The sequence below is a fragment of the Amycolatopsis ruanii genome (assembly GCF_003385175.1).
Taxonomy (GTDB): Bacteria; Actinomycetota; Actinomycetes; order Mycobacteriales; family Pseudonocardiaceae; genus Amycolatopsis_E; species Amycolatopsis_E thermalba.
In genome coordinates this window covers 1-19,592 of record NZ_PQHY01000019.1, presented here as the reverse complement: position 1 = coordinate 19,592, position 19,592 = coordinate 1, and the positions used below count along the sequence as shown (strand labels likewise).

At 72.7% G+C, this 19,592-nt stretch carries 18 protein-coding genes; 2 read left to right on the top strand and 16 right to left on the bottom strand.

The features are described from left to right. Nucleotides 1–11: 11 nt before the first annotated feature. The 6 genes from carB to pyrR are packed head-to-tail and all read right to left on the bottom strand — an operon-like array spanning nucleotide 12 to nucleotide 7,797. Nucleotides 12–3,326, bottom strand: a complete 3,315-nt coding sequence (gene carB / locus D0D28_RS13040; protein WP_116110756.1) for a carbamoyl-phosphate synthase large subunit — start codon at nucleotides 3,324–3,326, stop codon at nucleotides 12–14. Next, nucleotides 3,326–4,456, bottom strand: coding sequence for a glutamine-hydrolyzing carbamoyl-phosphate synthase small subunit (carA, locus tag D0D28_RS13035; RefSeq protein ID WP_094008115.1), 1,131 nt, complete (start codon nucleotides 4,454–4,456; stop codon nucleotides 3,326–3,328). The genes carB and carA overlap by 1 nt, the downstream gene beginning before the upstream one ends. Next, the gene (locus tag D0D28_RS13030) at nucleotides 4,453–4,959 is read right to left on the bottom strand and encodes a transporter (RefSeq protein WP_094008116.1); all 507 of its coding nucleotides are present in this window, start codon (nucleotides 4,957–4,959) and stop codon (nucleotides 4,453–4,455) included. The genes carA and D0D28_RS13030 overlap by 4 nt, the downstream gene beginning before the upstream one ends. After that, the gene (locus D0D28_RS13025) at nucleotides 4,959–6,254 is read right to left on the bottom strand and encodes a dihydroorotase (protein WP_116110755.1); all 1,296 of its coding nucleotides are present in this window, start codon (nucleotides 6,252–6,254) and stop codon (nucleotides 4,959–4,961) included. Before D0D28_RS13025 ends, D0D28_RS13030 begins: the two co-directional genes overlap by 1 nt. Then, nucleotides 6,251–7,210 (bottom strand): aspartate carbamoyltransferase catalytic subunit, encoded by a 960-nt coding sequence (locus D0D28_RS13020; protein WP_116110754.1) that lies wholly within the window; start codon nucleotides 7,208–7,210, stop codon nucleotides 6,251–6,253. The genes D0D28_RS13025 and D0D28_RS13020 overlap by 4 nt, the downstream gene beginning before the upstream one ends. Then, a complete protein-coding gene (gene pyrR, locus D0D28_RS13015) occupies nucleotides 7,207–7,797 on the bottom strand; it encodes a bifunctional pyr operon transcriptional regulator/uracil phosphoribosyltransferase PyrR (protein ID WP_094008119.1) in 591 nt (196 codons plus the stop codon). Before pyrR ends, D0D28_RS13020 begins: the two co-directional genes overlap by 4 nt. A gap of 235 nt (nucleotides 7,798–8,032) precedes the next feature. Between pyrR and D0D28_RS13010 the strand changes: the two genes are divergently transcribed. Then, nucleotides 8,033–8,521, top strand: coding sequence for a transcriptional regulator BldD (locus D0D28_RS13010; RefSeq protein WP_020422358.1), 489 nt, complete (start codon nucleotides 8,033–8,035; stop codon nucleotides 8,519–8,521). A gap of 170 nt (nucleotides 8,522–8,691) precedes the next feature. On the opposite strand, the gene nusB is transcribed toward D0D28_RS13010, so the two are convergent. The 3 genes from nusB to D0D28_RS12995 are packed head-to-tail and all read right to left on the bottom strand — an operon-like array spanning nucleotide 8,692 to nucleotide 10,840. After that, on the bottom strand, nucleotides 8,692–9,147 hold the full coding sequence (nusB, locus tag D0D28_RS13005; protein ID WP_116110753.1) for a transcription antitermination factor NusB: 456 nt from the start codon (nucleotides 9,145–9,147) through the stop codon (nucleotides 8,692–8,694). Between the two features lies 1 nt (nucleotide 9,148). Beyond that, nucleotides 9,149–9,706, bottom strand: a complete 558-nt coding sequence (gene efp / locus D0D28_RS13000) for an elongation factor P (RefSeq protein ID WP_094008121.1) — start codon at nucleotides 9,704–9,706, stop codon at nucleotides 9,149–9,151. Nucleotides 9,707–9,742: 36 nt separating this feature from the next. Beyond that, nucleotides 9,743–10,840 carry a M24 family metallopeptidase gene (locus D0D28_RS12995; protein WP_116110752.1) on the bottom strand — a complete coding sequence of 366 codons (1,098 nt, stop codon included), beginning with the start codon at nucleotides 10,838–10,840 and terminating at the stop codon, nucleotides 9,743–9,745. Between the two features lie 69 nt (nucleotides 10,841–10,909). Here D0D28_RS12995 and D0D28_RS12990 point away from each other — a divergent pair, with 69 nt between their 5' ends. Further along, entirely contained in the window at nucleotides 10,910–11,329 is a 420-nt protein-coding gene (locus D0D28_RS12990) for a hypothetical protein (RefSeq protein ID WP_116110751.1), read from the top strand. Between the two features lie 10 nt (nucleotides 11,330–11,339). Here D0D28_RS12990 and D0D28_RS12985 read toward each other — a convergent pair whose 3' ends face one another. The 7 genes from D0D28_RS12985 to D0D28_RS12950 form a co-directional block, all read right to left on the bottom strand. Continuing rightward, entirely contained in the window at nucleotides 11,340–12,821 is a 1,482-nt protein-coding gene (locus D0D28_RS12985) for a beta-xylosidase (RefSeq protein WP_233157472.1), read from the bottom strand. Nucleotides 12,822–12,892: 71 nt separating this feature from the next. Next, complete coding sequence (locus D0D28_RS12980; protein ID WP_116110750.1) at nucleotides 12,893–13,810, bottom strand: GNAT family N-acetyltransferase; 918 nt, start codon at nucleotides 13,808–13,810, stop codon at nucleotides 12,893–12,895. Then, a complete protein-coding gene (gene aroQ, locus D0D28_RS12975; protein WP_116110749.1) occupies nucleotides 13,807–14,238 on the bottom strand; it encodes a type II 3-dehydroquinate dehydratase in 432 nt (143 codons plus the stop codon). The genes D0D28_RS12980 and aroQ overlap by 4 nt, the downstream gene beginning before the upstream one ends. A 270-nt stretch (nucleotides 14,239–14,508) precedes the next feature. Further along, nucleotides 14,509–15,618: a 3-dehydroquinate synthase gene (gene aroB, locus D0D28_RS12965; RefSeq protein ID WP_116110748.1), complete on the bottom strand. Its 1,110-nt coding sequence runs from the start codon at nucleotides 15,616–15,618 to the stop codon at nucleotides 14,509–14,511. Then, nucleotides 15,615–16,118: a shikimate kinase gene (locus D0D28_RS12960; RefSeq protein WP_094008127.1), complete on the bottom strand. Its 504-nt coding sequence runs from the start codon at nucleotides 16,116–16,118 to the stop codon at nucleotides 15,615–15,617. Before D0D28_RS12960 ends, aroB begins: the two co-directional genes overlap by 4 nt. Next, nucleotides 16,115–17,326, bottom strand: coding sequence for a chorismate synthase (aroC, locus tag D0D28_RS12955; RefSeq protein WP_198958354.1), 1,212 nt, complete (start codon nucleotides 17,324–17,326; stop codon nucleotides 16,115–16,117). Before aroC ends, D0D28_RS12960 begins: the two co-directional genes overlap by 4 nt. Nucleotides 17,327–17,676: 350 nt before the next feature. After that, the gene (locus D0D28_RS12950) at nucleotides 17,677–18,147 is read right to left on the bottom strand and encodes a prepilin peptidase (protein WP_116110747.1); all 471 of its coding nucleotides are present in this window, start codon (nucleotides 18,145–18,147) and stop codon (nucleotides 17,677–17,679) included. Nucleotides 18,148–19,592 lie beyond the last annotated feature (1,445 nt).

Genomic DNA, 19,592 nt, shown 5'->3' with positions numbered 1-19,592 from the left:
CTTGGCCCCCCTCACGACTTGGACCGCAGCGCGGCCTGCAGGTCCTGCAGGGACCGGACGCCGATGTCGCCCCGGATGAGCGCCTCGATGCCGTGCACGGCCGCCGCGGCGCCCTGCACGGTGGTGATGCACGGGATGTCCCGCGACACGGCCGCGGTGCGGATCTCGTAGCCGTCGATCCGCGGTCCGCTGTTGCCGTACGGGGTGTTGATCACCATGTCCACCTCGCCTGCGGTGATGACCTCGACCACGTTCGGCTCGCCGGGCGCGCTGCCCTCGGAGTACTTGCGGACCACCGTGCAGGGCACCCCGTTGCGCCGCAGCACCTCGGCGGTGCCCGAGGTCGCGAGGATCTCGAAGCCGAGGTCGGCCAGGCGCTTGATCGGGAACACCAGGGCCCGCTTGTCGCGGTTGGCGACCGAGACGAACACCTTGCCCGACGTCGGCAGCGACCCGTAGGCCCCGGCCTGGGACTTCGCGAACGCCTCGCCGAAGGAGGTGTCCACGCCCATGACCTCGCCGGTGGACTTCATCTCCGGCCCGAGCAGCGAGTCCACGCCCTTGCCCTCCGGCGTGCGGAAGCGGTGGAAGGGCAGGACCGCCTCCTTGACCGCGACCGGCGCGTCGATCGGCAGGTGCCCGCCGTCGCCCTCGGCGGGCAGCACGCCGCGGGTGCGCAGGTCCTTGATCGAGGAGCCGGTCATGATCAGCGACGCCGCCTTGGCCAGCTGGACGCCGGTCGCCTTGGACACGAACGGCACGGTGCGGCTGGCGCGCGGGTTGGCCTCCAGGACGTAGAGCACGTCGTCCTTGAGCGCGTACTGCACGTTGAGCAGGCCGCGCACGCCGACGCCGCGGGCGATCGCCTCGGTGGAGGCGCGCACCGCCTCGACGTCCTGGCGGCCCAGCGTGATCGGCGGCAGCGCGCACGAGGAGTCGCCGGAGTGGATGCCGGCCTCCTCGATGTGCTCCATGACGCCGCCCAGGTACAGCTCCTCGCCGTCGAACAGGGCGTCCACGTCGATCTCGATGGCGTCGTCGAGGAACCGGTCCACCAGCACCGGGTGCTCGGGGGTGACCTCGGTGGCGCGCTGGATGTAGCCGGCCAGGGAGGCCTCGTCGTAGACGATCTCCATGCCGCGGCCGCCGAGCACGTAGGAGGGCCGCACCAGGACCGGGTAGCCGATCTCGTCGGCGATCCGCTTGGCGCCCTCGAACGAGGTGGCGGTGCCGTACTTCGGGGCGGGCAGGCCCGCGGCCATCAGCACGTCGCCGAACGCGCCGCGGTCCTCGGCCAGGTTGATCGCCTCGGGCGAGGTGCCCACGATCGGCACCCCGGCGTCGGCCAGCCGCTGCGCCAGCTTCAGCGGGGTCTGGCCGCCGAGCTGGACGATCACGCCGGCCACGGTGCCCGAGCGCTGCTCGGCGTAGACGACCTCGAGCACGTCCTCGAAGGTCAGCGGCTCGAAGTAGAGGCGGTCGGAGGTGTCGTAGTCGGTGGACACCGTCTCCGGGTTGCAGTTGACCATGACGGCCTCGAACCCGGCCTCGCGCAGCGCCAGCGCGGCGTGCACGCACGAGTAGTCGAACTCGATGCCCTGGCCGATGCGGTTCGGGCCGGAGCCCAGGATCAGCACCTTGGGCTTGTCCGGCTGGGCCGTGATCTCGGATTCGGCCGCGGGGTCGGACTCGTAGGCCGAGTAGTGGTACGGCGTCTTCGCGGCGAACTCGGCCGCGCAGGTGTCCACCGTCTTGTACACCGGCCGCACGCCGAGGCGGTGCCGCAGCGCGCGCACGCCGACGTCACCGGCCAGCTCCGGCCGCAGCGCGGCGATCTGCTGGTCGGACAGGCCGACGCGCTTGGCCTCGCGCAGCAGCGGCGCGTCCAGCACCGGGGCGTCGCGCACCTCGGCGCCGACCTCGCCGATCAGCGCGATCTGGTCGATGAACCACGGGTCGATGCCGCTGGCCTCGTGCACCTGCTGCACGGTGGCGCCCAGGCGCAGGGCGCGCTCGACCGCGTAGAGGCGGCCGTCGTGCGGGGTGCGCAGCGCTTCGAGCGTGTTCTCCAGCGTGGCGCCCTCGGGGTCCGGAGTGGTCCAGAACCCGGCCGCCTTGGTGTCGATCGAGCGCAGCGCCTTGCCCAGCGCCTCCGGGAAGCTGCGGCCCAGCGCCATCGCCTCGCCGACGCTCTTCATCGTGGTGGTCAGCTCCGGGTCGGCGCCCGGGAACTTCTCGAACGCGAACCGCGGCACCTTGACCACGACGTAGTCCAGGGTCGGCTCGAACGAGGCCGGGGTCTCGCCGGTGATGTCGTTGCGGATCTCGTCCAGCGAGTAGCCGATGGCCAGCTTCGCGGCGATCTTGGCGATCGGGAAGCCGGTGGCCTTCGACGCCAGCGCGCTGGAGCGGGACACGCGCGGGTTCATCTCGATGACGACCATCCGGCCGTCGCGCGGGTTGATCGCGAACTGGATGTTGCAGCCGCCGGTGTCGACGCCGACCTCGCGCAGCACGGCGATGCCCACGTCGCGCATGTGCTGGTACTCGCGGTCGGTCAGGGTCATCGCCGGGGCGACGGTCACCGAGTCACCGGTGTGCACGCCCATCGCGTCGATGTTCTCGATCGAGCAGATCACCACCACGTTGTCGTGGCGGTCGCGCATCAGCTCGAGCTCGTACTCCTTCCAGCCGAGCACGCTCTCCTCGATGAGCACCTCGGTGACCGGCGACTCGGCCAGGCCGATGGAGGCCAGGCGCTCCAGCTCCTCGTCGGTGTGCGCCATGCCCGATCCCAGGCCGCCCATGGTGAACGAGGGCCGGATGACGACCGGCAGGCCCAGCTCGGCGACGGTCTCGCGGACCTCGTCCATCGAGTGGCACACGCGGCTGCGCGGCACGTCGCCGCCGATGGCGCGCACGATGTCCTTGAACTTCTGCCGGTCCTCGCCGCGCTGGATGGCGTCGATGTCGGCGCCGATCAGCTCGACGCCGTACTTCTCCAGCACGCCGCGCTCGTGCAGCGCGACGGCGGTGTTCAGCGCGGTCTGCCCGCCCAGGGTCGCCAGCAGGGCGTCGGGGCGCTCGGCCGCGATGACCTTCTCCACGAAGTCCGGGGTGACCGGCTCGATGTAGGTCGAGTCGGCGAACTCCGGGTCGGTCATGATCGTGGCCGGGTTGGAGTTCACCAGCGAGACCCGCAGGCCCTCCTGGCGCAGCACCCGGCAGGCCTGCGTGCCCGAGTAGTCGAACTCGGCGGCCTGGCCGATGACGATCGGGCCGGATCCGATGACGAGCACGTGCTCGATGTCTGTACGTTTCGGCATCAGCGGCTCTTCTTCTCCATCAGGGTCACGAACTCGTCGAACAGCGGCGCGGCGTCGTGCGGGCCGGCGGCCGCCTCGGGGTGGTACTGCACCGAGAAGGCCGGCACGTCCGCGCAGCGCACGCCCTCGACCGTGTCGTCGTTGGGGCAGTAGTGGCTGACCCGGGCGGCGCCGAAGGGCGAGTCGAACCGCTGCCCGGGCTCACCCTCCAGGGCGAAGCCGTGGTTCTGCGCGGTGATCGCCACCCGCCCGGTCTCCACGTCGATCACCGGGATGTTGATGCCCCGGTGGCCGTAGCGCATCTTGTAGGTGCCCAGCCCCAGCGCGCGGCCGAGGATCTGGTTGCCGAAGCAGATGCCGAACAGCGGGATCTCGCGGCGCAGGACCTCCTCGGTCAGCGCGACCGCGTGGTCCTGCGTGGCCGGGTCGCCGGGGCCGTTGGACAGGAACACCCCGTCCGGCTCGACGGCCAGCAGCTCCTCGGCCGAGCTGGTCGAGGGCAGCACGTGCAGCTCGATGCCGCGGCGGCTCATCTGGCGCGGGGTGTTGGACTTGATGCCCAGGTCCAGCGCGGCGACGCGGAAGCGGCGCTCGCCCTCCGGCGCGACGACGTAGGGCTCCTTGGTGGTGACTTCGCCGGCCAGGTCGGCGCCCTTCATCGGCGGGCTCGCCAGCACCTGGGCGGTCATCGCCTCCTCGGTGTCCAGCGCGTCGCCGGAGAACACGCCGGCCCGCATCGCGCCCCGCTCACGCAGGTGGCGGGTCAGGGTGCGGGTGTCGACGCCGCTGATGCCGACCACGCCCTGGCGGGCCAGCTCCTCGTCGAGCGTGCGGCGGGACCGCCAGTTCGACGGGGTCCGGGCCGGGTCGCGCACGACGTAGCCGGACACCCAGATGCGGGCGGACTCGTCGTCCTCGTCGTTCCAGCCGGTGTTGCCGATCTGCGGCGCGGTCTGCACCACGATCTGGCGGTGGTAGGACGGATCGGTCAGCGTCTCCTGGTAGCCGGTCATCCCGGTGCAGAACACGGCCTCGCCCAGCGTGCGGCCCTGGGCGCCGTAGGCCGATCCGCGGAACACCCGCCCGTCCTCCAGCACCAATGCGGCCGGTGTCCTGGTGCCCACGGTCACTGGGCCCCTCCCTTGATCTCTCGTTCGGACAAGCTTTCGATCCACTGTGGATAGACGTCGAGGTCGTCGCCGCGGAAGCCGGTGTCCAGCTCCTTGTCACCGAGCCGCCAGGTGATGACGATCAGGCTGTCGGTGCCCATCACCTTCCCGGCGATCCCGCTCGCGCGCTTGACCTCCACAATGGACTCGCGCGGGATGAAGAACCCGGGCGCGCCGGCCCGGTCGATCTCCACGCCGTCGCGGTAGAGCCGCAGCACCGCCCGCCCGCGCAGGCCGACCCCGCGCGTGACGATGCGATCCTGCCAGTCACCCGCCGTGGTGGTGCTCACGTAGAGCCCCTTGGCCGGCGGCAGCAGCTCCTCCCCCGGCTCGGCGGGGGTCTGCGGGAACGGCGGCAGCTGCGCGCTCTGCGAGCGCGCGCGGCGCCGCCAGCTTCGTCGCATGGCCCAGAGGCCGAGCAGGAAGCAGGCGAACACCAGCAGGGTGAGCAGCAACCGTTCCATCAGCAGATCTTCCCTTCGCGGGCGGTCACGCGCCCGCGCAGCAGCGTCGCGGTCACCACGGCGGGCAACCGCATTCCCTCGTACGGGGTGTTGGCGGCGAGGCTGGCCAGCTCCGCCCCCCGCACGGTCCATTGTGCGCCCGGGTCGACCAGCGCGAGGTTGGCGGGTTCGCCCACGGCGAGCGGTCGTCCCTGGTCAGGCAGGCCGGCGATCTCCGCGGGGCGCTCGCTCATGACCTTCGCCACGCCGCGCCAGTCCAGCAGGCCGGTCTCCACCATGGTGGCGGCGACCACGGACAGCGCCGTCTGCAGGCCGAGCATGCCGGGGCGGGCCGCCGACCACTCGCAGTCCTTGTCCTGCGGCGCGTGCGGGGCGTGGTCGGTGGCGACGCAGTCGATGACGCCCTCGGCCAGCGCGGCGCGCAGCTTCTCGACGTCGGCGTCGGTGCGCAGCGGCGGGTTGACCTTGTTCACCGGGTCGTAGGTGGCCAGGCGCTCGTCGGTGAGCAGCAGGTGGTGCGGCGTGACCTCGGCGGACACCCGGGTACCGCGGTCTTTCGCCCAGCGCAGCACGTCGGCGGTGCCACTCGTGGAGACGTGGCAGACGTGCAGGCGGGCGCCGGCGTGCTCGGCGAGCAGGCAGTCACGCGCGACGATCGACTCCTCGGCCGAGGCGGGCCAGCCCGCGTAGCCCAGGCGCGAGGCCTGCTCGCCCTCGTGGGCCTGCGCGCCGACGGTCAGCCGCGGCTCCTCGGCGTGCTGCGCGATGACCACGTCCAGCGCGGTGGAGTACTCCAGGGCGCGGCGCATGATGAGCGGGTCGTGCACGCAGTGGCCGTCGTCGGAGAAGACCCGGACCCCGGCGGCGGACTTCGCCATCGTGCCCAGCTCGGCCAGCCGCTCCCCCCGCAGGCCGACGGTCACGGCGCCGACCGGGTGCACGTCGACCAGGCCTACCTCGCGGCCGCGGCGCCACACGTGCTCGACGATCACCGCGTTGTCGGCGACCGGGTCGGTGTTGGCCATCGCGAAGACCGCGGTGTAGCCGCCGAGCGCGGCCGCGGCCGAGCCGGTCTCGATGGTCTCGGTGTCCTCGCGGCCGGGTTCGCGCAGGTGGGTGTGCAGGTCGACGAAGCCGGGCAGCAGGACCTGGCCGTCCGCCTCGATCACCTCGGCGTCCTCGGAAACGGACCCGATCGCTGTGTCTATCTGACTGATGGTGCCGTTCGCGACCAGGACGTCGGCCGGGTCGCCCTCGCCGTAGAGCCGGGCGCCCTTGATCAGAACCTGGTTCACTTCGCGTCTTCCTCTCCGGCGAGCAGGTGGTAGAGCACGGCCATCCGCACGTGCACCCCGTTGCGGACCTGTTCGGTGATGGCCGCGGACGGCGCGTCGGCGACCGCGGAGGCGATCTCCATGCCGCGCAGCATCGGCCCGGGGTGCAGCACCACGGCGTGCTCGGGCAGCAGCCGCAGCCGCGCCTCGTTCAGGCCGTAGGCGATCGAGTACTCGCGGGCAGAAGGAAAGAACCCCGCGAACTTGCCTCCGGGGCCGGCGGGCCCGGCTATCCGCTCCGCCTGGACCCGCAGCATCATGACCGCGTCCAGGGCGGGCAGCTCGGCGTCCAGGTCGTGCGACACGGTCACCGGCAGCGCGCTCACCCCGGCGGGCAGCAGCGTGGGCGGGGCGACGAGCACCACCTCGGCGCCGAGCGCGGACAGCAGGTGGATGTTGGAGCGGGCGACCCGGCTGTGCAGCACGTCGCCGACGATCGCGATGCGGCGGTCCTTGATGCCGCCGAGCCGTTCCCGCAGGGTCGCGGCGTCGAGCAGGGCCTGGGTGGGGTGCTCGTGCGTGCCGTCACCGGCGTTGACGACCGAGGTGCCGGTGCCCTCCAGCCAGCCGGCCAGGCGCTGCGCGGCCCCGGAGGCCGGGTGGCGGACGATGACGCAGTCGGCGCCGGCGGCGGACAGGGTCAGCGCGGTGTCCCGCAGCGACTCGCCCTTGCCGACCGAGGAGCCGCCCGCCGAGACGTTCACCACGTCCGCGCTCATCCACTTGCCGGCGATCTCGAACGAGACCCGGGTGCGGGTGGAGTTCTCGTAGAACATGGTGATGACCGTGCGGCCGCGCAGCGTCGGCAGCTTGCGGACCTCGCGGCCGAGCAGGGTGCGCTTGAGGCCGTCGGCGGTGTCCAGCACCGCGGTCGCCAGGTCGGGGTCCAGGCCTTCGGTGGCCAGCAGGTGCTTCATGCCTTCGCTTCCCCCTCGCGCAGCAGCACCGCGTCGCGCCCATCCACGTCGGACAGCAGGACGGCGACGTCTTCGGCGCGCGCGGTCGGGATGTTCTTGCCCACGTAGTCGGCCCGGATCGGGAACTCGCGGTGCCCGCGGTCGACCAGGACGGCCAGCTGCACGGCGCGGGGGCGGCCGTGGTCGCGCAGGGCGTCCAGCGCCGCGCGCACGGTCCGGCCGGAGAACAGCACGTCGTCGACCAGGATCACCACGCGGTCGTCGATGCCGGTGTCGGGCAGGGTGGTGTCCGCGAGCGGCCGCGTCGGGCGGCGGCGCAGGTCGTCGCGGTAGAGGGTGATGTCCAGGGCGCCCGTGGGGACCTCGACGCCGGAGAACTCGGCGATCCGCTCGGCCAGCCGGGCCGCGAGCGAGGTGCCCCGGGTCGGGATGCCCAGGAGAACGGGAGGTGCGCCCGTGCCGCCGTCGAGGGCGGTCTTCTCGATGACCTGATGGGCCATCCGGGCGATGGTGCGCGCGACATCACCGGCGGAGAGCAGCTCGCGCTCGCCACCTGGTGCTGCCGCGTCACGAGGGCGTGACGCCACAGCGGACTCCTTCCCCGCCTCACCGGACGGGTCCTTAAAGGACGTCGATCTCCTGCTTGCCGAGGAAATCGACCCGATGTTAACAGGCGGCACCGTTGCCCCGTCCGGGTGGTCCCGGGGGCATCATGTTCTTGACCTGGTGACGACAATGCGTAACCATTACTCTGAGTGTTCAACTCGGCAGTCCCCCGGCGGCCCACGAGACCGACTGGGCGAGGAAACGGAGAACCACCAGATGGGCGATTACGCCAAGGCGCTCGGGGCGAAGCTCCGCGGGATCCGCCAGCAGCAGGGGCTGTCCCTGCACGGGGTCGAGCAGAAGTCCGGCGGCCGGTGGAAGGCTGTCGTGGTCGGTTCCTACGAGCGCGGCGACCGGGCGGTGACCGTGCAGAAGCTGGCCGAGCTGGCCGACTTCTACGGCGTGCCGGTGGTCGAGCTGCTGCCCGAGGGCCGGGTGCCGTCCGGGGCCGAGCCCGCCACCAAGATCGTCATCAACCTGGAGCGGCTGCAGCAGCTGCCGGCCGAGAAGGTCGGCCCGCTGGCCCGCTACGCCGCGACGATCCAGAGCCAGCGCGGCGACTACAACGGCAAGGTGCTGTCCATCCGCACCGAGGACCTGCGGTCGCTGGCCATCATCTACGACATGACCCCCGGCGAGCTGACCGAACAGCTCATCGACTGGGGCGTCCTGCCGCCCGAGGCCCGTCCGGCGAAGGAGGACTAGACGCCGGATGCCCGGCCGCTTGCGTGGCGGCGCGGGGTGGCGGACCTGACGACAGACCCGCGGCGGTGCGAGCTGACTGCCCTCCCGCCGCGAGGGAAAATCGCCTGACCAGCGGAAAAGCCCGGCGCGATCTCCGCGCGCCGGGCCTTTCTGCTGTCTTCTGCCGGGTGCTACAGGACGGCGCGGATGCGGTCGGCGATCGTGCCGATCCGGCCCAGCACGCCGTTGACGAACCGCGGCGAGTCGTCCGTGGACAGCTCGCGGGCCAGGCCCACCGCCTCGTCGATCGCCACCGGGTCCGGCACGTCCGCGGCCCACAGCAGCTCGTAGATGCCCACCCGCAGCACGGCCAGGTCGACCGGCGGCATGCGCTCCAGGCTCCAGCCGTGCGCGTGCTCGGCGAGCAGCTCGTCGATGCGCTCGCGGTGGGCGGTGACACCCTCGACGAGCGAGATCGTGTAGTCGCCGACCGGGTCGGCGTCGGTGGAACCCACCCGGTCCGCGAGCAGCGTCACCGGATCGAGTGAACGCTGGGCGGCCTCGTACAGGATCTCGACGGCGCGCCTGCGGAGAGCGCGGCGGCCGGGCTGACCGTCGCGCCGGGGCGCCGAGGTGGAGTCGGACAACCTACGCCCTGCCCAGGTAACGGCCGTCGCGGGTGTCGACCTTGACCTTGGCGCCGGTGCTCAGGAACAGCGGCACCTGGATCTCGGCGCCGGTCTCCAGGGTGGCCGGCTTGGTGCCGCCGGTGGAGCGGTCACCCTGCAGGCCGGGGTCGGTGTGCTGGATGACCAGCTCGACGGAGGTGGGCAGCTCGACGTAGAGCGGCACGCCCTCGTGCATCGCGACCTGGACCTCGGTGTTCTCCAGCAGGTAGTTCGCGCCGTCGCCGACGGTCTCCCGCGGCACGGTGATCTGGTCGAAGGTCTCGCCGTCCATGAAGACGAAGTCCGACCCGTCGTTGTACAGGTAGGTCATGTTGCGCCGGTCGACGGTCGCGGTGTCGACCTTGGTGCCCGCGTTGAAGGTCTTGTCCACCACCTTGCCGGACAGGACGTGCTTGAGCGTGGTGCGCACGAACGCGCCGCCCTTGCCCGGTTTGACGTGCTGGAAGCTCACGACGGACCACAGCTGTCCGTCGAGGTTCAGCACCAGGCCGTTCTTCAGGTCGTTGGTGGTGGCCACGGGTTGTCCAGTTCTCCTGTTTCCGATCGGGCCGCGTCAGACGACCACGAGTTCCTTGCTGCTCAGGGTGAGGAGTTCGGGATCGGCGTCCCGCACGACCAGCGTGTCCTCGATGCGCACGCCACCGCGGCCGCCGCGATCGACGCCCGGCTCCACGGTGACCGTCATGCCGACGGCCAGTGTACCGGCGGCGTTTCCCGCGAGCCTCGGTGCCTCGTGCACCTCCAGCCCGACGCCGTGACCGAGCCCGTGGGAGAACTCCTCGCCGTGCCCGCCCTGCTCGATGACGCGGCGCGCGGCCAGGTCGACGTCGGCGACCTCCTGCCCGGCCAGCGACGCCTCCAGCCCGGTCTCCTGGGCGCGGCGGACCAGCTCGTAGAGGTCTTCCTGCCAGCCGGCGGGGCGGCCGAGCACGACCGTGCGGGTCATGTCCGAGTGGTAGCCGTCGACGGTGGCGCCGAAATCCAGTTTGACGAAGTCGCCGGTGCGCAGCGCGCGGCTGGTGGGCCGGTGGTGCGGGATGGCCGAGTTCGGCCCGGCGGCGACGATCGACTCGAACGAGGGCCCGGACGAGCCGTGGTCGAGCATGCGGTTCTCCAGGTCGCGGGCCACCTCCAGCTCGGTGCGGCCGGGCCGGATGCCGCCGTGCTCCAGCAGCGCGGCCAGCGCCCGGTCGGCGGCGGCGCAGGCCATCCGCAGCGCCTCGATCTCGGTCTCGTCCTTGATCAGCCGCAGCTGCTCGACCAGGCCCGGGGCGCGGGTCAGCTCGATGCCCTCGGCGAGGCGGGTGAACGCGTCGTGCGCCTCGACGCTGACGTGCTGGCTTTCGAAGCCGGTGCGCCGGTGGGCGGCGGCGTCTCCGGCGGCGCGCGTGAGCAGGGCCGCGGCGCTCTCCCGCTCGATGACCCGCTCCAGGTCGGGCACCTCGGCTCCGGCCTGGGTGGTGTAGCGGCCGTCGGTGCAGAACAGCGTGCGGTCCTCGCCCGCGCCGTGGACCAGCAGCGCGGCGTTGGAGCCGGTGAAGCCGGTCAGGTAGCGGACGTTGAGCAGGTCGGTGACGAGCAACGCGTCGACGCCGGACTCGTTGAGCACCGTGCGCAGGGCGTCGCGCCGGGAGGCGTGGAGGTCGGGCACAGGAGCAGCTTAGTGCGGTGCGACGATGGGTGGATGGGTATGCGGTCCTGGCTGGTTCGAGGTCTGGGCATGGCGGTGCTGCACGCGATCGCCGAAGTCGCCCTCGCCAAGGCGACGGTCTACGAGCCGACGGGCCTGACGACGGCCCGGATCGCCGTGATCGCGCTGCTGGTGGGCGCGGCGGCGTTGTGGAGCGCGCTGGACGCGGCGCTGCGCCGCGCGGACGCCGGGCGCACGTGGTTCATCGCGTCGCTGGTGGCCGGGCCGGTGTCCGGGGTGCTGTACGTGATCGGCCGCGCGGTGCTCGTGGACCGGACCGGCGCGGAGGAGCTGTGGCCGGCGATCTCCGGTGGCGCCGCGTTCACCGCGCTGCTGGTGCTGGTGCCCGCCGGGCTGGGGTTGTTCGTCGGCGGGCGGCTCAAGCGCCCGGCCGAGCCGGAGAAGCGGCCGCGTCCCACCCCGCGCCCCCGCGCCGCCGCGAAGGACTGACGCCGCGGGCTCAGCCGAGCGCCGGGCCGGCCGGGTAGCTGCGCCACTGCGCGGGTGTCACGTCCTCGGTCGCGGAGCCGTTCGCGGTGACCGCGTCCGCGCGCCGCACCGGGTACAGGCGGCCGTCGTCGAGCAGGAAACCGACGCCGAGGCCGGTCGCCTTCAGCGCCCGCGTGCCGGATTCGAGCCGGGCCGCGACCGGGAACTGGTTGAGCACGTCGAGCCGGGTGTCGAGCACGTGTCCGGCCAGTTCCTGCGCCACCGAGCGGCGGTCGATCCGCACCACCTGGCCGGAGACGACCAGGTCCATGGTCCGCACCGGCGAGGGCATCGCGAAGCCGTCCAGCACGGTCAGCGCCCGCTGGGGGTCGGCGCAGGCGTTGACGCCGACGATGTCCAGCCCGAAGCGCCGCAGGTCGGTCGGCGCGCCGGCCTCGCCGGTCACCGTGGCGCGGACGACGTCCACCGGCACCCGCCCGCACGGGTCCTTCGCCGACACGGGCGCGTGCCCGTCCGGCCGCCGCACCAGGCCCGGCCCCTCCCGCCACACGCCGGGGATCAGCAGCGGCTGGTACGGGGTGTGCACGAAGTCGCGATCCCAGAACGTGATCGTCGTGCCGTCGGCGGTCTCGTGCGCGATCGCCCACGCGCCGAGCGCGTCGATCCACATCAGGTCCGCGCTGAACGCGTCGACCAGCGATTTGGTGCGTGGCGCGGTGGTGCTCGCCACCGGCGCGAACCCGGCCTCCCCCAGCGCTTCGACGCCGCCGGCGAACGCGGGGTCCGTCGAGCGCAGCACGAACTGGCCGGCGCCGTTCCAGCCCGCGGCCAGGCCGGTGGTGTCGGTGAACATCAGGTAGAACCAGCCGTCGAGGTACACCGCGGCCGGCTGGCCCGCGCCGTAGAGGTTCTCGCGGTGGGTGTCGTGGGCCGGGTCGACGATCGGCCTGCCGCCGCCCGCGCGCTGCCAGGTGATCCCGTCGGTGCTGGTCGCGAGGCCGATCGAGTTGCCGAGCGCGTGGTCGCCCGCGGCGCCGGTGTAGTACTGGTAGTAGGTCCCGTTCACGCGGATCACCGACGGGTCGCACGCGTGCACGCCGTCGAACTGGCCGGGGTTGCCGGACAGCACCGCGGGCGGCACCGAGCCGCCGGGGCCGGTGAACGGCCCGTCCAGGGAGGCCGACTCCGCGTAGAGGATGTCGTCGCCGGGCGGCGGCGAGCCGGGGTACTGGCTGCACCACCACATGCGGTTCGTGGCGCCGTCGGCCATCACCGTCGGGCCGTAGTTGTAGGGCGCGCCGGGGCCACCGGCGGCGACGACACCGGCGCTCTCGCGCGGCGAGTCGGTCTTGAGCCGGACGTCGTCGGGCGGGGCCGGGGTGGTTTCCGGCTGGGCGCCGCCGATGACGGCGCGCTCGGCGCCCTCGGCCTGGGGCGGCACGCTGCCGGTGCACCCGGCCAGCGCGGAGACGGCCAGCACCGCGGCCAGCATCCCGCCGAGCACCTTGCGTCCGCCCACCCGTCGTCCTTCCGTTTTCGCCGCCAGCCCAGTGTAGAGAGTGATTAACCCGGTTGAGTGACGTGCGGGGGGTCGGCGACCAGTTCGACCTCGAAGCCGTCGGCGTTCTCCAGATACGCGGCGTGATGATCAGGGCCGCCGGCGTGCGGGTAGCGGTCGGCGAACAGCGGCCGCCAGCCGTGTTCGAGCGCGGCCGCGGCGAGTTCGTCGACGTGTTCGGGTGGTCCGGCGTGCAGCGCCAGGTGGTTGAGGCCCGGCGCACAGCGGTCGTGGACGGTGCCGGTCAGTGCCGGGGACTGCTCGATCACGAGGTAGCCGGGGCCGAGTTTCCAGCTGACGCCGTCCCGCCAGCGCTGATGCTCCCGCCAGCCGAGTTCGGTGAGCAGCCAGCCGAAGCTCTCCTCCGCCCGCGCGAGGTCGGGCACCCACACCTCGACGTGGTGCCAGTGTCCCTGGGTGGCGGGAAGCGCGACGAACACCCGGTGCGGCGCGCCGTAGTGCTGGCCGCCGCCGACGTCGGTGAACCCCAGGCGCCGCACCAGGTTTTGACTGGCCACATTGGACTCGTGCACGAGCGCCCACACCGCGGGCAGACCGAGGGTGGTGAAGGCGTGGCGCAGCAGCGCGTCGGCCGCTTCGGTGGCCAGGCCCTGGCCGCCGTGGGCGGGGTCCAGGAAGTACCCGATCTCGACCAGGTCGCCGGGCAGCTCGGTGGACGGCCGCAGGTGCGCCAGGCCGATGACCGCGCCGTCGCGTTCGATGATCCAGTGGCCGGTGCCGTCCGGCCCGGTGTAGGCGAGCCGCTGTGCGATCGAGGCCCGGCACCGGTCCGGGTCGCTGAGGTCGGCGGCGAGGAAGCGGCTGGTCGCCGGGTCGGCGAAGATCCGGGTGACGGCGCCGGTGTCGGTGGCTTGGAGTCCGCGCAGGCGCAGCCGGGCGGTGCGCAGGTCCGGGACGGTCATCCGGCGTTGGCGGCGAGCCAGCGCAGGGCCAGCGGATAGCCGTCGACGCCGAGCCCGGCGATCACCGCGGTGGCGATGTCGGAGAGCACGCTGTGGTGGCGGAAGGCCTCGCGCTTGTGCACGTTGGAGATGTGGAGCTCGATCAGCGGAGCGGTGAGCTGAGCGGCGGCGTCCCGCACGGCGATCGAGTAGTGGGTCCAGGCGCCCGCGTTGAGCACGACGGGGTGTCCGGCGTCGGCGGCCTCGTGCAGCCAGCCGACCATCTCGCCCTCGTGATCGGTCTGCCGCACCTCGACGTCGATGCCCAGCTCACCGCCGGTCTTGACGCACAGCTCCGCGAGGTCGGCATGGGTGGTCGAGCCGTAGACGGAGGGCTCCCGCTTCCCGAGGCGGCCGAGATTGGGCCCGTTGAGCACGAAGACCTTCACCGCAGCACGCTCCCCCCGCCGGCCCGCCGCGCCCCGGCCACCGCCGAGCAGCCCGCAGCCGCAATTGTCACGCCGCCCTGGCACACCAAGCCTTTCACAGCAACACGCTCCCACGCTCGGCGCGCCGCGCCCCGGCTACCGCTGTGCAGCCCGCAGCCGCAATCGCCACACGGCCCCGGCACACCACGCTCCCACCCTCGGCCTGCCGCGGCCCGGCCACCGCCGAGCAGTCCGCAGCATCCGCCGCGCCGCCCCGGTACACCAAGACCTTCACAGCAACACTCCCCCACCCTCGGCCTGCCGCGGCCCGGCCACCGCCGAGTACGCCGCGGCCAGCAGGGCCGGGTCCGGTCCCTCCAGGCGCCCGGGCTTGGCCAGCCCGTCCAGCACCACGAACCGGAGCACGCCGGAGCGGGTCTTCTTGTCCTTGCGCATGGACTCCAGCAGCTGCGGCAGCGCGTCCGGGTCGTACTTGGTGGGCAGGCCTAGCCGCTCCAGGATGGCGGCGTGCCGCTCGGCGGTGGCGTCGTCGAGGCGTCCCGCGAGGCGGGCCAGCTCGGCGGCCCGCACCAGGCCCACGCTGACCGCCGCGCCGTGGCGCCACCGGTAGCGCTCGCGGCGCTCGATGGCGTGGCCGAGGGTGTGGCCGTAGTTGAGGATCTCGCGCAGGTCGGACTCGCGCAGGTCGGCGGCCACGACGTCGGCCTTGACCTGGATCGAGCGGCGCACCAGCTCGCCGAGGACCTCCCCGGCCGGGTCGGTGGCGGCCTCCGGGTCGGCCTCGATGAGTTCGAGGATGCGCGGGTCGGCGATGAACCCGGCCTTGACGACCTCGGCCATGCCGGCGATCAGTTCGTTGCGCGGCAGGGTTTCCAGGGTCGCGAGGTCGACCAGGACGGCGCTGGGCTCGTGGAAGACGCCGACGAGGTTCTTGCCCGCGTCGGTGTTGATGCCGGTCTTGCCGCCGACCGCGGCGTCGACCATGCCGAGCAGCGTGCTGGGCACGTTGACCAGCCGGACACCGCGCATCCAGGTGCCGGCGACGAACCCGGCGAGGTCGGTGACCGCTCCCCCGCCGAGGCCGATGACGACGCCCTGGCGGTCCAGGCCGATGCGCCCGAGGACCTCCCAGCAGAAGCCGGCGACGGAGAGCGCCTTGCCGTCCTCGGCGTCGGGGATCTCGACGCGGTGGGCGTCCAGGCCGGCGGCGTTGAGTTCGTCGCGGACGGCTTCGGCGGTGGTGGTGAGCGTGGGCTGGTGGATGATCGCCACGCTGGAGGCGTCCTTGACGGCCTCGGCCAGCTCGCCGAGCAGCCCGCGGCCGACGACGACCGGGTACGGCCGGGCGGTGCGGACCTCGATCCGGACCGGGTCGGTCACTGCGTTCCCTCCAGGGCTAGTTCGCGGGCGATGGCGTCGACGATCTCGGCCGGGGTGCGGTCGTCGGTGGCGACCTCGATGGTGGCGACCGCGCGGTAGACCGGCAGCCGCGCTTCGAGCAGCGAGCGGTAGGTGGCGCGCGGGTTGACCCCGGCCAGCAGCGGGCGCGCGGTGGACAGGCCGACGCGCTGCACGCCCGCGGCGAAGCCGACGTTGAGGAAGACGACGGGGTGGCCGACCAGGCGCTTCTGGGTGCCTTCGGCGAGGACCGCGCCGCCGCCGACGGAGAGCACCCCGTCGTGTTCGGCGAGCGCCTCGGCGATGACTTCTTCTTCGAGCGCGCGGAAGGCCGGTTCACCGTCGTCGGCGAAGATGTCCGCGATCGGACGGCCGGCGCGGGCGACGATGTCGTCGTCGCTGTCGCGGAACGGCACGCCCAGGCGCTGCGCGAGCAGCGGTCCGACCGTGCTCTTGCCCGACCCGGGCGGGCCGGCGATCACGATGCAGGGAGGTTGGCCCACCGTTCCTCCAGTGCCGCGAGGTAGGACTCGGCGTTGCGCTTGGTCTCCGCCAGCGAGTCGCCGCCGAACTTCTCCAGTGCCGCGTCGGCGAGCACGAGCGCCACGACGGACTCCAGGACGACCCCGGCGCGCGGCACCGCGCACACGTCGGAGCGCTGGTGGATCGCGACGGCCGGCTCGCCGGTCTTCACGTCCACTGTGGACAGCGCCCGTGGGACGGTGGAGATCGGCTTCATCGCGACGCGCACCCGGACCGGCTCGCCGTTGGTGATGCCGCCCTCGAGGCCGCCGGCCCGGTTGGAGCGGCGGGTGACCCCGGCCGGGCCGTCACCGCGGTCGATCTCGTCGTGGGCCTGGCTGCCCCACCGGCGGGCGGTGGTGAAGCCGTCGCCGACCTCGACGCCCTTCATGGCCTGGACGCCCATCAGGGCGCCCGCGAGGCGCGCGTCGAGGCGGCGGTCCCAGTGGACGTGGGAGCCGAGCCCCGGCGGCAGCCCGTAGGCGATGACCTCGATGACGCCGCCGACCGTGTCACCGGCGTGGCGGACGGCGTCCACCTCGGCGACCATCGCGTCGGTGGCCTCCTGGCCGAACGCGCGGACCGGGCTCTCGTCGACGGCAGCGAGGTCCTGCGGCCCCGGCAGCGGGCCCTCGGGAGCGACGGCGCCGCCGATCGACACGACGTGGCTCACGATCTCCGCGCCGAGCAGCTGGCGGAGGAAGTTCCGGGCCACGGTGCCCAGGGCCGTGCGGGAGGCGGTCTCGCGGGCGCTGGCGCGCTCCAGGACGGGGCGCGCCTCGTCGAAGCCGTACTTCTGCATGCCGGGCAGGTCGGCGTGGCCGGGGCGCGGGCGGGTGAGCGGCTCGTTGCGGGCCAGGCCCTCGAGTTCGGCCGGGTCCACGGGGTCGGCCGACATGACCTTCTCCCACTTGGGCCACTCGGCGTTCTCGATGTGCACCGCGACCGGTCCGCCCTGGGTGACGCCGTGCCGGACGCCGCCGAGGAACTCGATGTGGTCGGTCTCGAAGCCCATGCGGGGGCTGCGGCCGAACCCGAGCCGCCGGCGGGCGAGCTGCTCGCTCACGTCGGCGGTGGTGACCTCGACCCCGGCCACCATCCCTTCGAGCACGGCCGCGAGGGCCGGACCGTGCGATTCACCAGCGGTTATCCAGCGCAGTACCACCAGACGATCCTGTCATGTCGGCTACGGCCCGGTGCAGGCGGCTCCGGCGCAGGCGGCTCCGTGCAGAAAGCTCAGTGCAGGAAGCCCGGTGCAGGCTGCTGGGGCGGGTGGGCGCACGGTGGACCTCTCGCGCGGGGGCCGGCTCGACGGTGGCGCGCGTCGTAGCAGCCTGTCCGGACCTCAGCCGTCACGGTCCCGGCGGCCACCGCCGCACTGGACGCCCGCCCGCGGCTACCGCACCCCCAACTGCGAGAGCACCCACCCCTGCCCCGGCGGTCACCTGCGTCGCACGGTCGCGGCGCCCTCGGTTGCACGATGGCCCGTCTCCCGCTGCCGCGCTCGCGGGGCTGCCGTCACCCGGGACGGATCAGCACCAATGTGATGGCCGCCGCCAGTAGCCCCGGGCCGTGCGGCACCCCGTCCGGCCAGCGGCGCGTCGCGGCCAGGACGGCCGTGATCAGCGCGGCCAGCACGCCGGCCACCGGCAACGCGAGCCACCCCGCCGAGCCGAGTGCCGCGCCGAGGGCGCCCGCCAGCTTGACGTCGCCGGCGCCCATCGCGTGCGGTGCCAGCAGGTGGACCGCCAGGTGCGCGCCCCCGAAGACCGCGGCCGCCGCGAGCGCCTTCGCCGGATCCGGTGCGACGCCGACGAAGAGCGGGTACGCGGGCAACGTGAGCACATCCGGCAGCCGCCGGTGGCGCAGGTCCGCCGCGATCAACGGCACGGCGAGCGCGGCCAGCACGAAGGCCGTCCAGGCGGGCGCCACGGTGGCGAGCCCCGCCCAGGCAGCTCCGGTGCCGAGCACCACCACGGCGGCCGGCACCGGGGCGTCGGCTCTCCGGAGGAGGCTGGCCGTCCCGGCACCCACTGTTGCTCCGGCGGCGCCGAGCGCCGCCACGATTCCCCAGTTCACGAATCCAGCCTGCGCGGTCGGCCGCGTAACGCCAAATGCGGGCGCGTACGAGATTCCCACTCGCACGGCGCCCTTCGCGCGAATGGTCATTTCGTCGCCGCACGAGAGTTCCAGTCGCGACCGCACGAGAATCCCAGTCATCGCACTGGCGTGATGGGTGGCCGCGTAGCGGGCTCACGAAAGTCCCACTCGCGTGGAATGTGCCGCGGGTTGTGCCACTCACCGCCACGCGAGGTGACCAGCCATCGGCGCGCGAGATGCCCAGTCGTGCCAGGGCGACTCGCGTGCGGAGTCGCAACGTAAGGAGGAACTGCGCTACGCGGCGCAGTGCGGGCTATCCCTCGCAGTACGGGTCACCACGTGCAGTGCGGGCCACCCCAGCAGTACCGGGTACCCATGCAATGCGGGCTACCGCGTGCAGTGCGGACCACCCGCGCAGTGCGGACCACCCGGCGCAATGCGGGCTACTTCACGCAGTACCGGCCACCCGTGCAATGCGGACCACCCGCGCAGTGCGGACCACCCGGCGCAATGCGGGCTACTTCACGCAGTACCGGCCACCCGTGCAATGCGGACCACCCGCGCAGTGCGGACCACCCGGCGCAATGCGGGCTACTTCACGCAGTACCGGCCACCCGTGCAATGCGGACCACCCGCGCAGTGCGGACCACCCGGCGCAATGCGGGCTACTTCACGCAGTACCGGCCACCCCGTGCAATGCGGACCACCCGCGCAGTGCGGACCACCCGGCGCAATGCGGGCTACTTCACGCAGTACCGGCCACCCCGTGCAATGCGGGCCACCCCGCGCAGTGCGGACCACCCGGCGCAATGCGGGCTACTTCACGCAGTACCGGCCACCCCGTGCAATGCGGGCCACCCCGCGCAGTGCGGGCTACGTGGTGCGGGCTTCCCCGTGTGGTGCGGCAGGAGCACCACGGCGTGCCGCAACAGAGATACGAGGCCACGAGGAACGCGCAATGAGGAAACGGTGGCGGCGCAAGGGGCGCGATTCGATGAGAAGACGGCCTCACACGAGGTGCGGCAGCGCGAGAGACAACCTCGCATGAAGCACGGAGCACGGAGCACGGCGCCACAAAGCTCAACGAGGGACGACACTGCAAGGCTCAAACGACGTGCGACACCACGAGGAACGGGAAGGTGCCACGACAAGAGCCGCGGCAACGCGACACCGGAAGACGTGCATTCCGCCCCGTGGCAGCCCGAACGGGTCTATCCCGTGATCGGTGTTTCTGGCGGTTCGGTTAGTAGGTTTCGGCGGCCGGCCAGCGGTCACCGAAGGTGATGGCGAAGGCGTTGAGTACGGGTTTCCAGCGCATCGTCCATCGGGCGCGG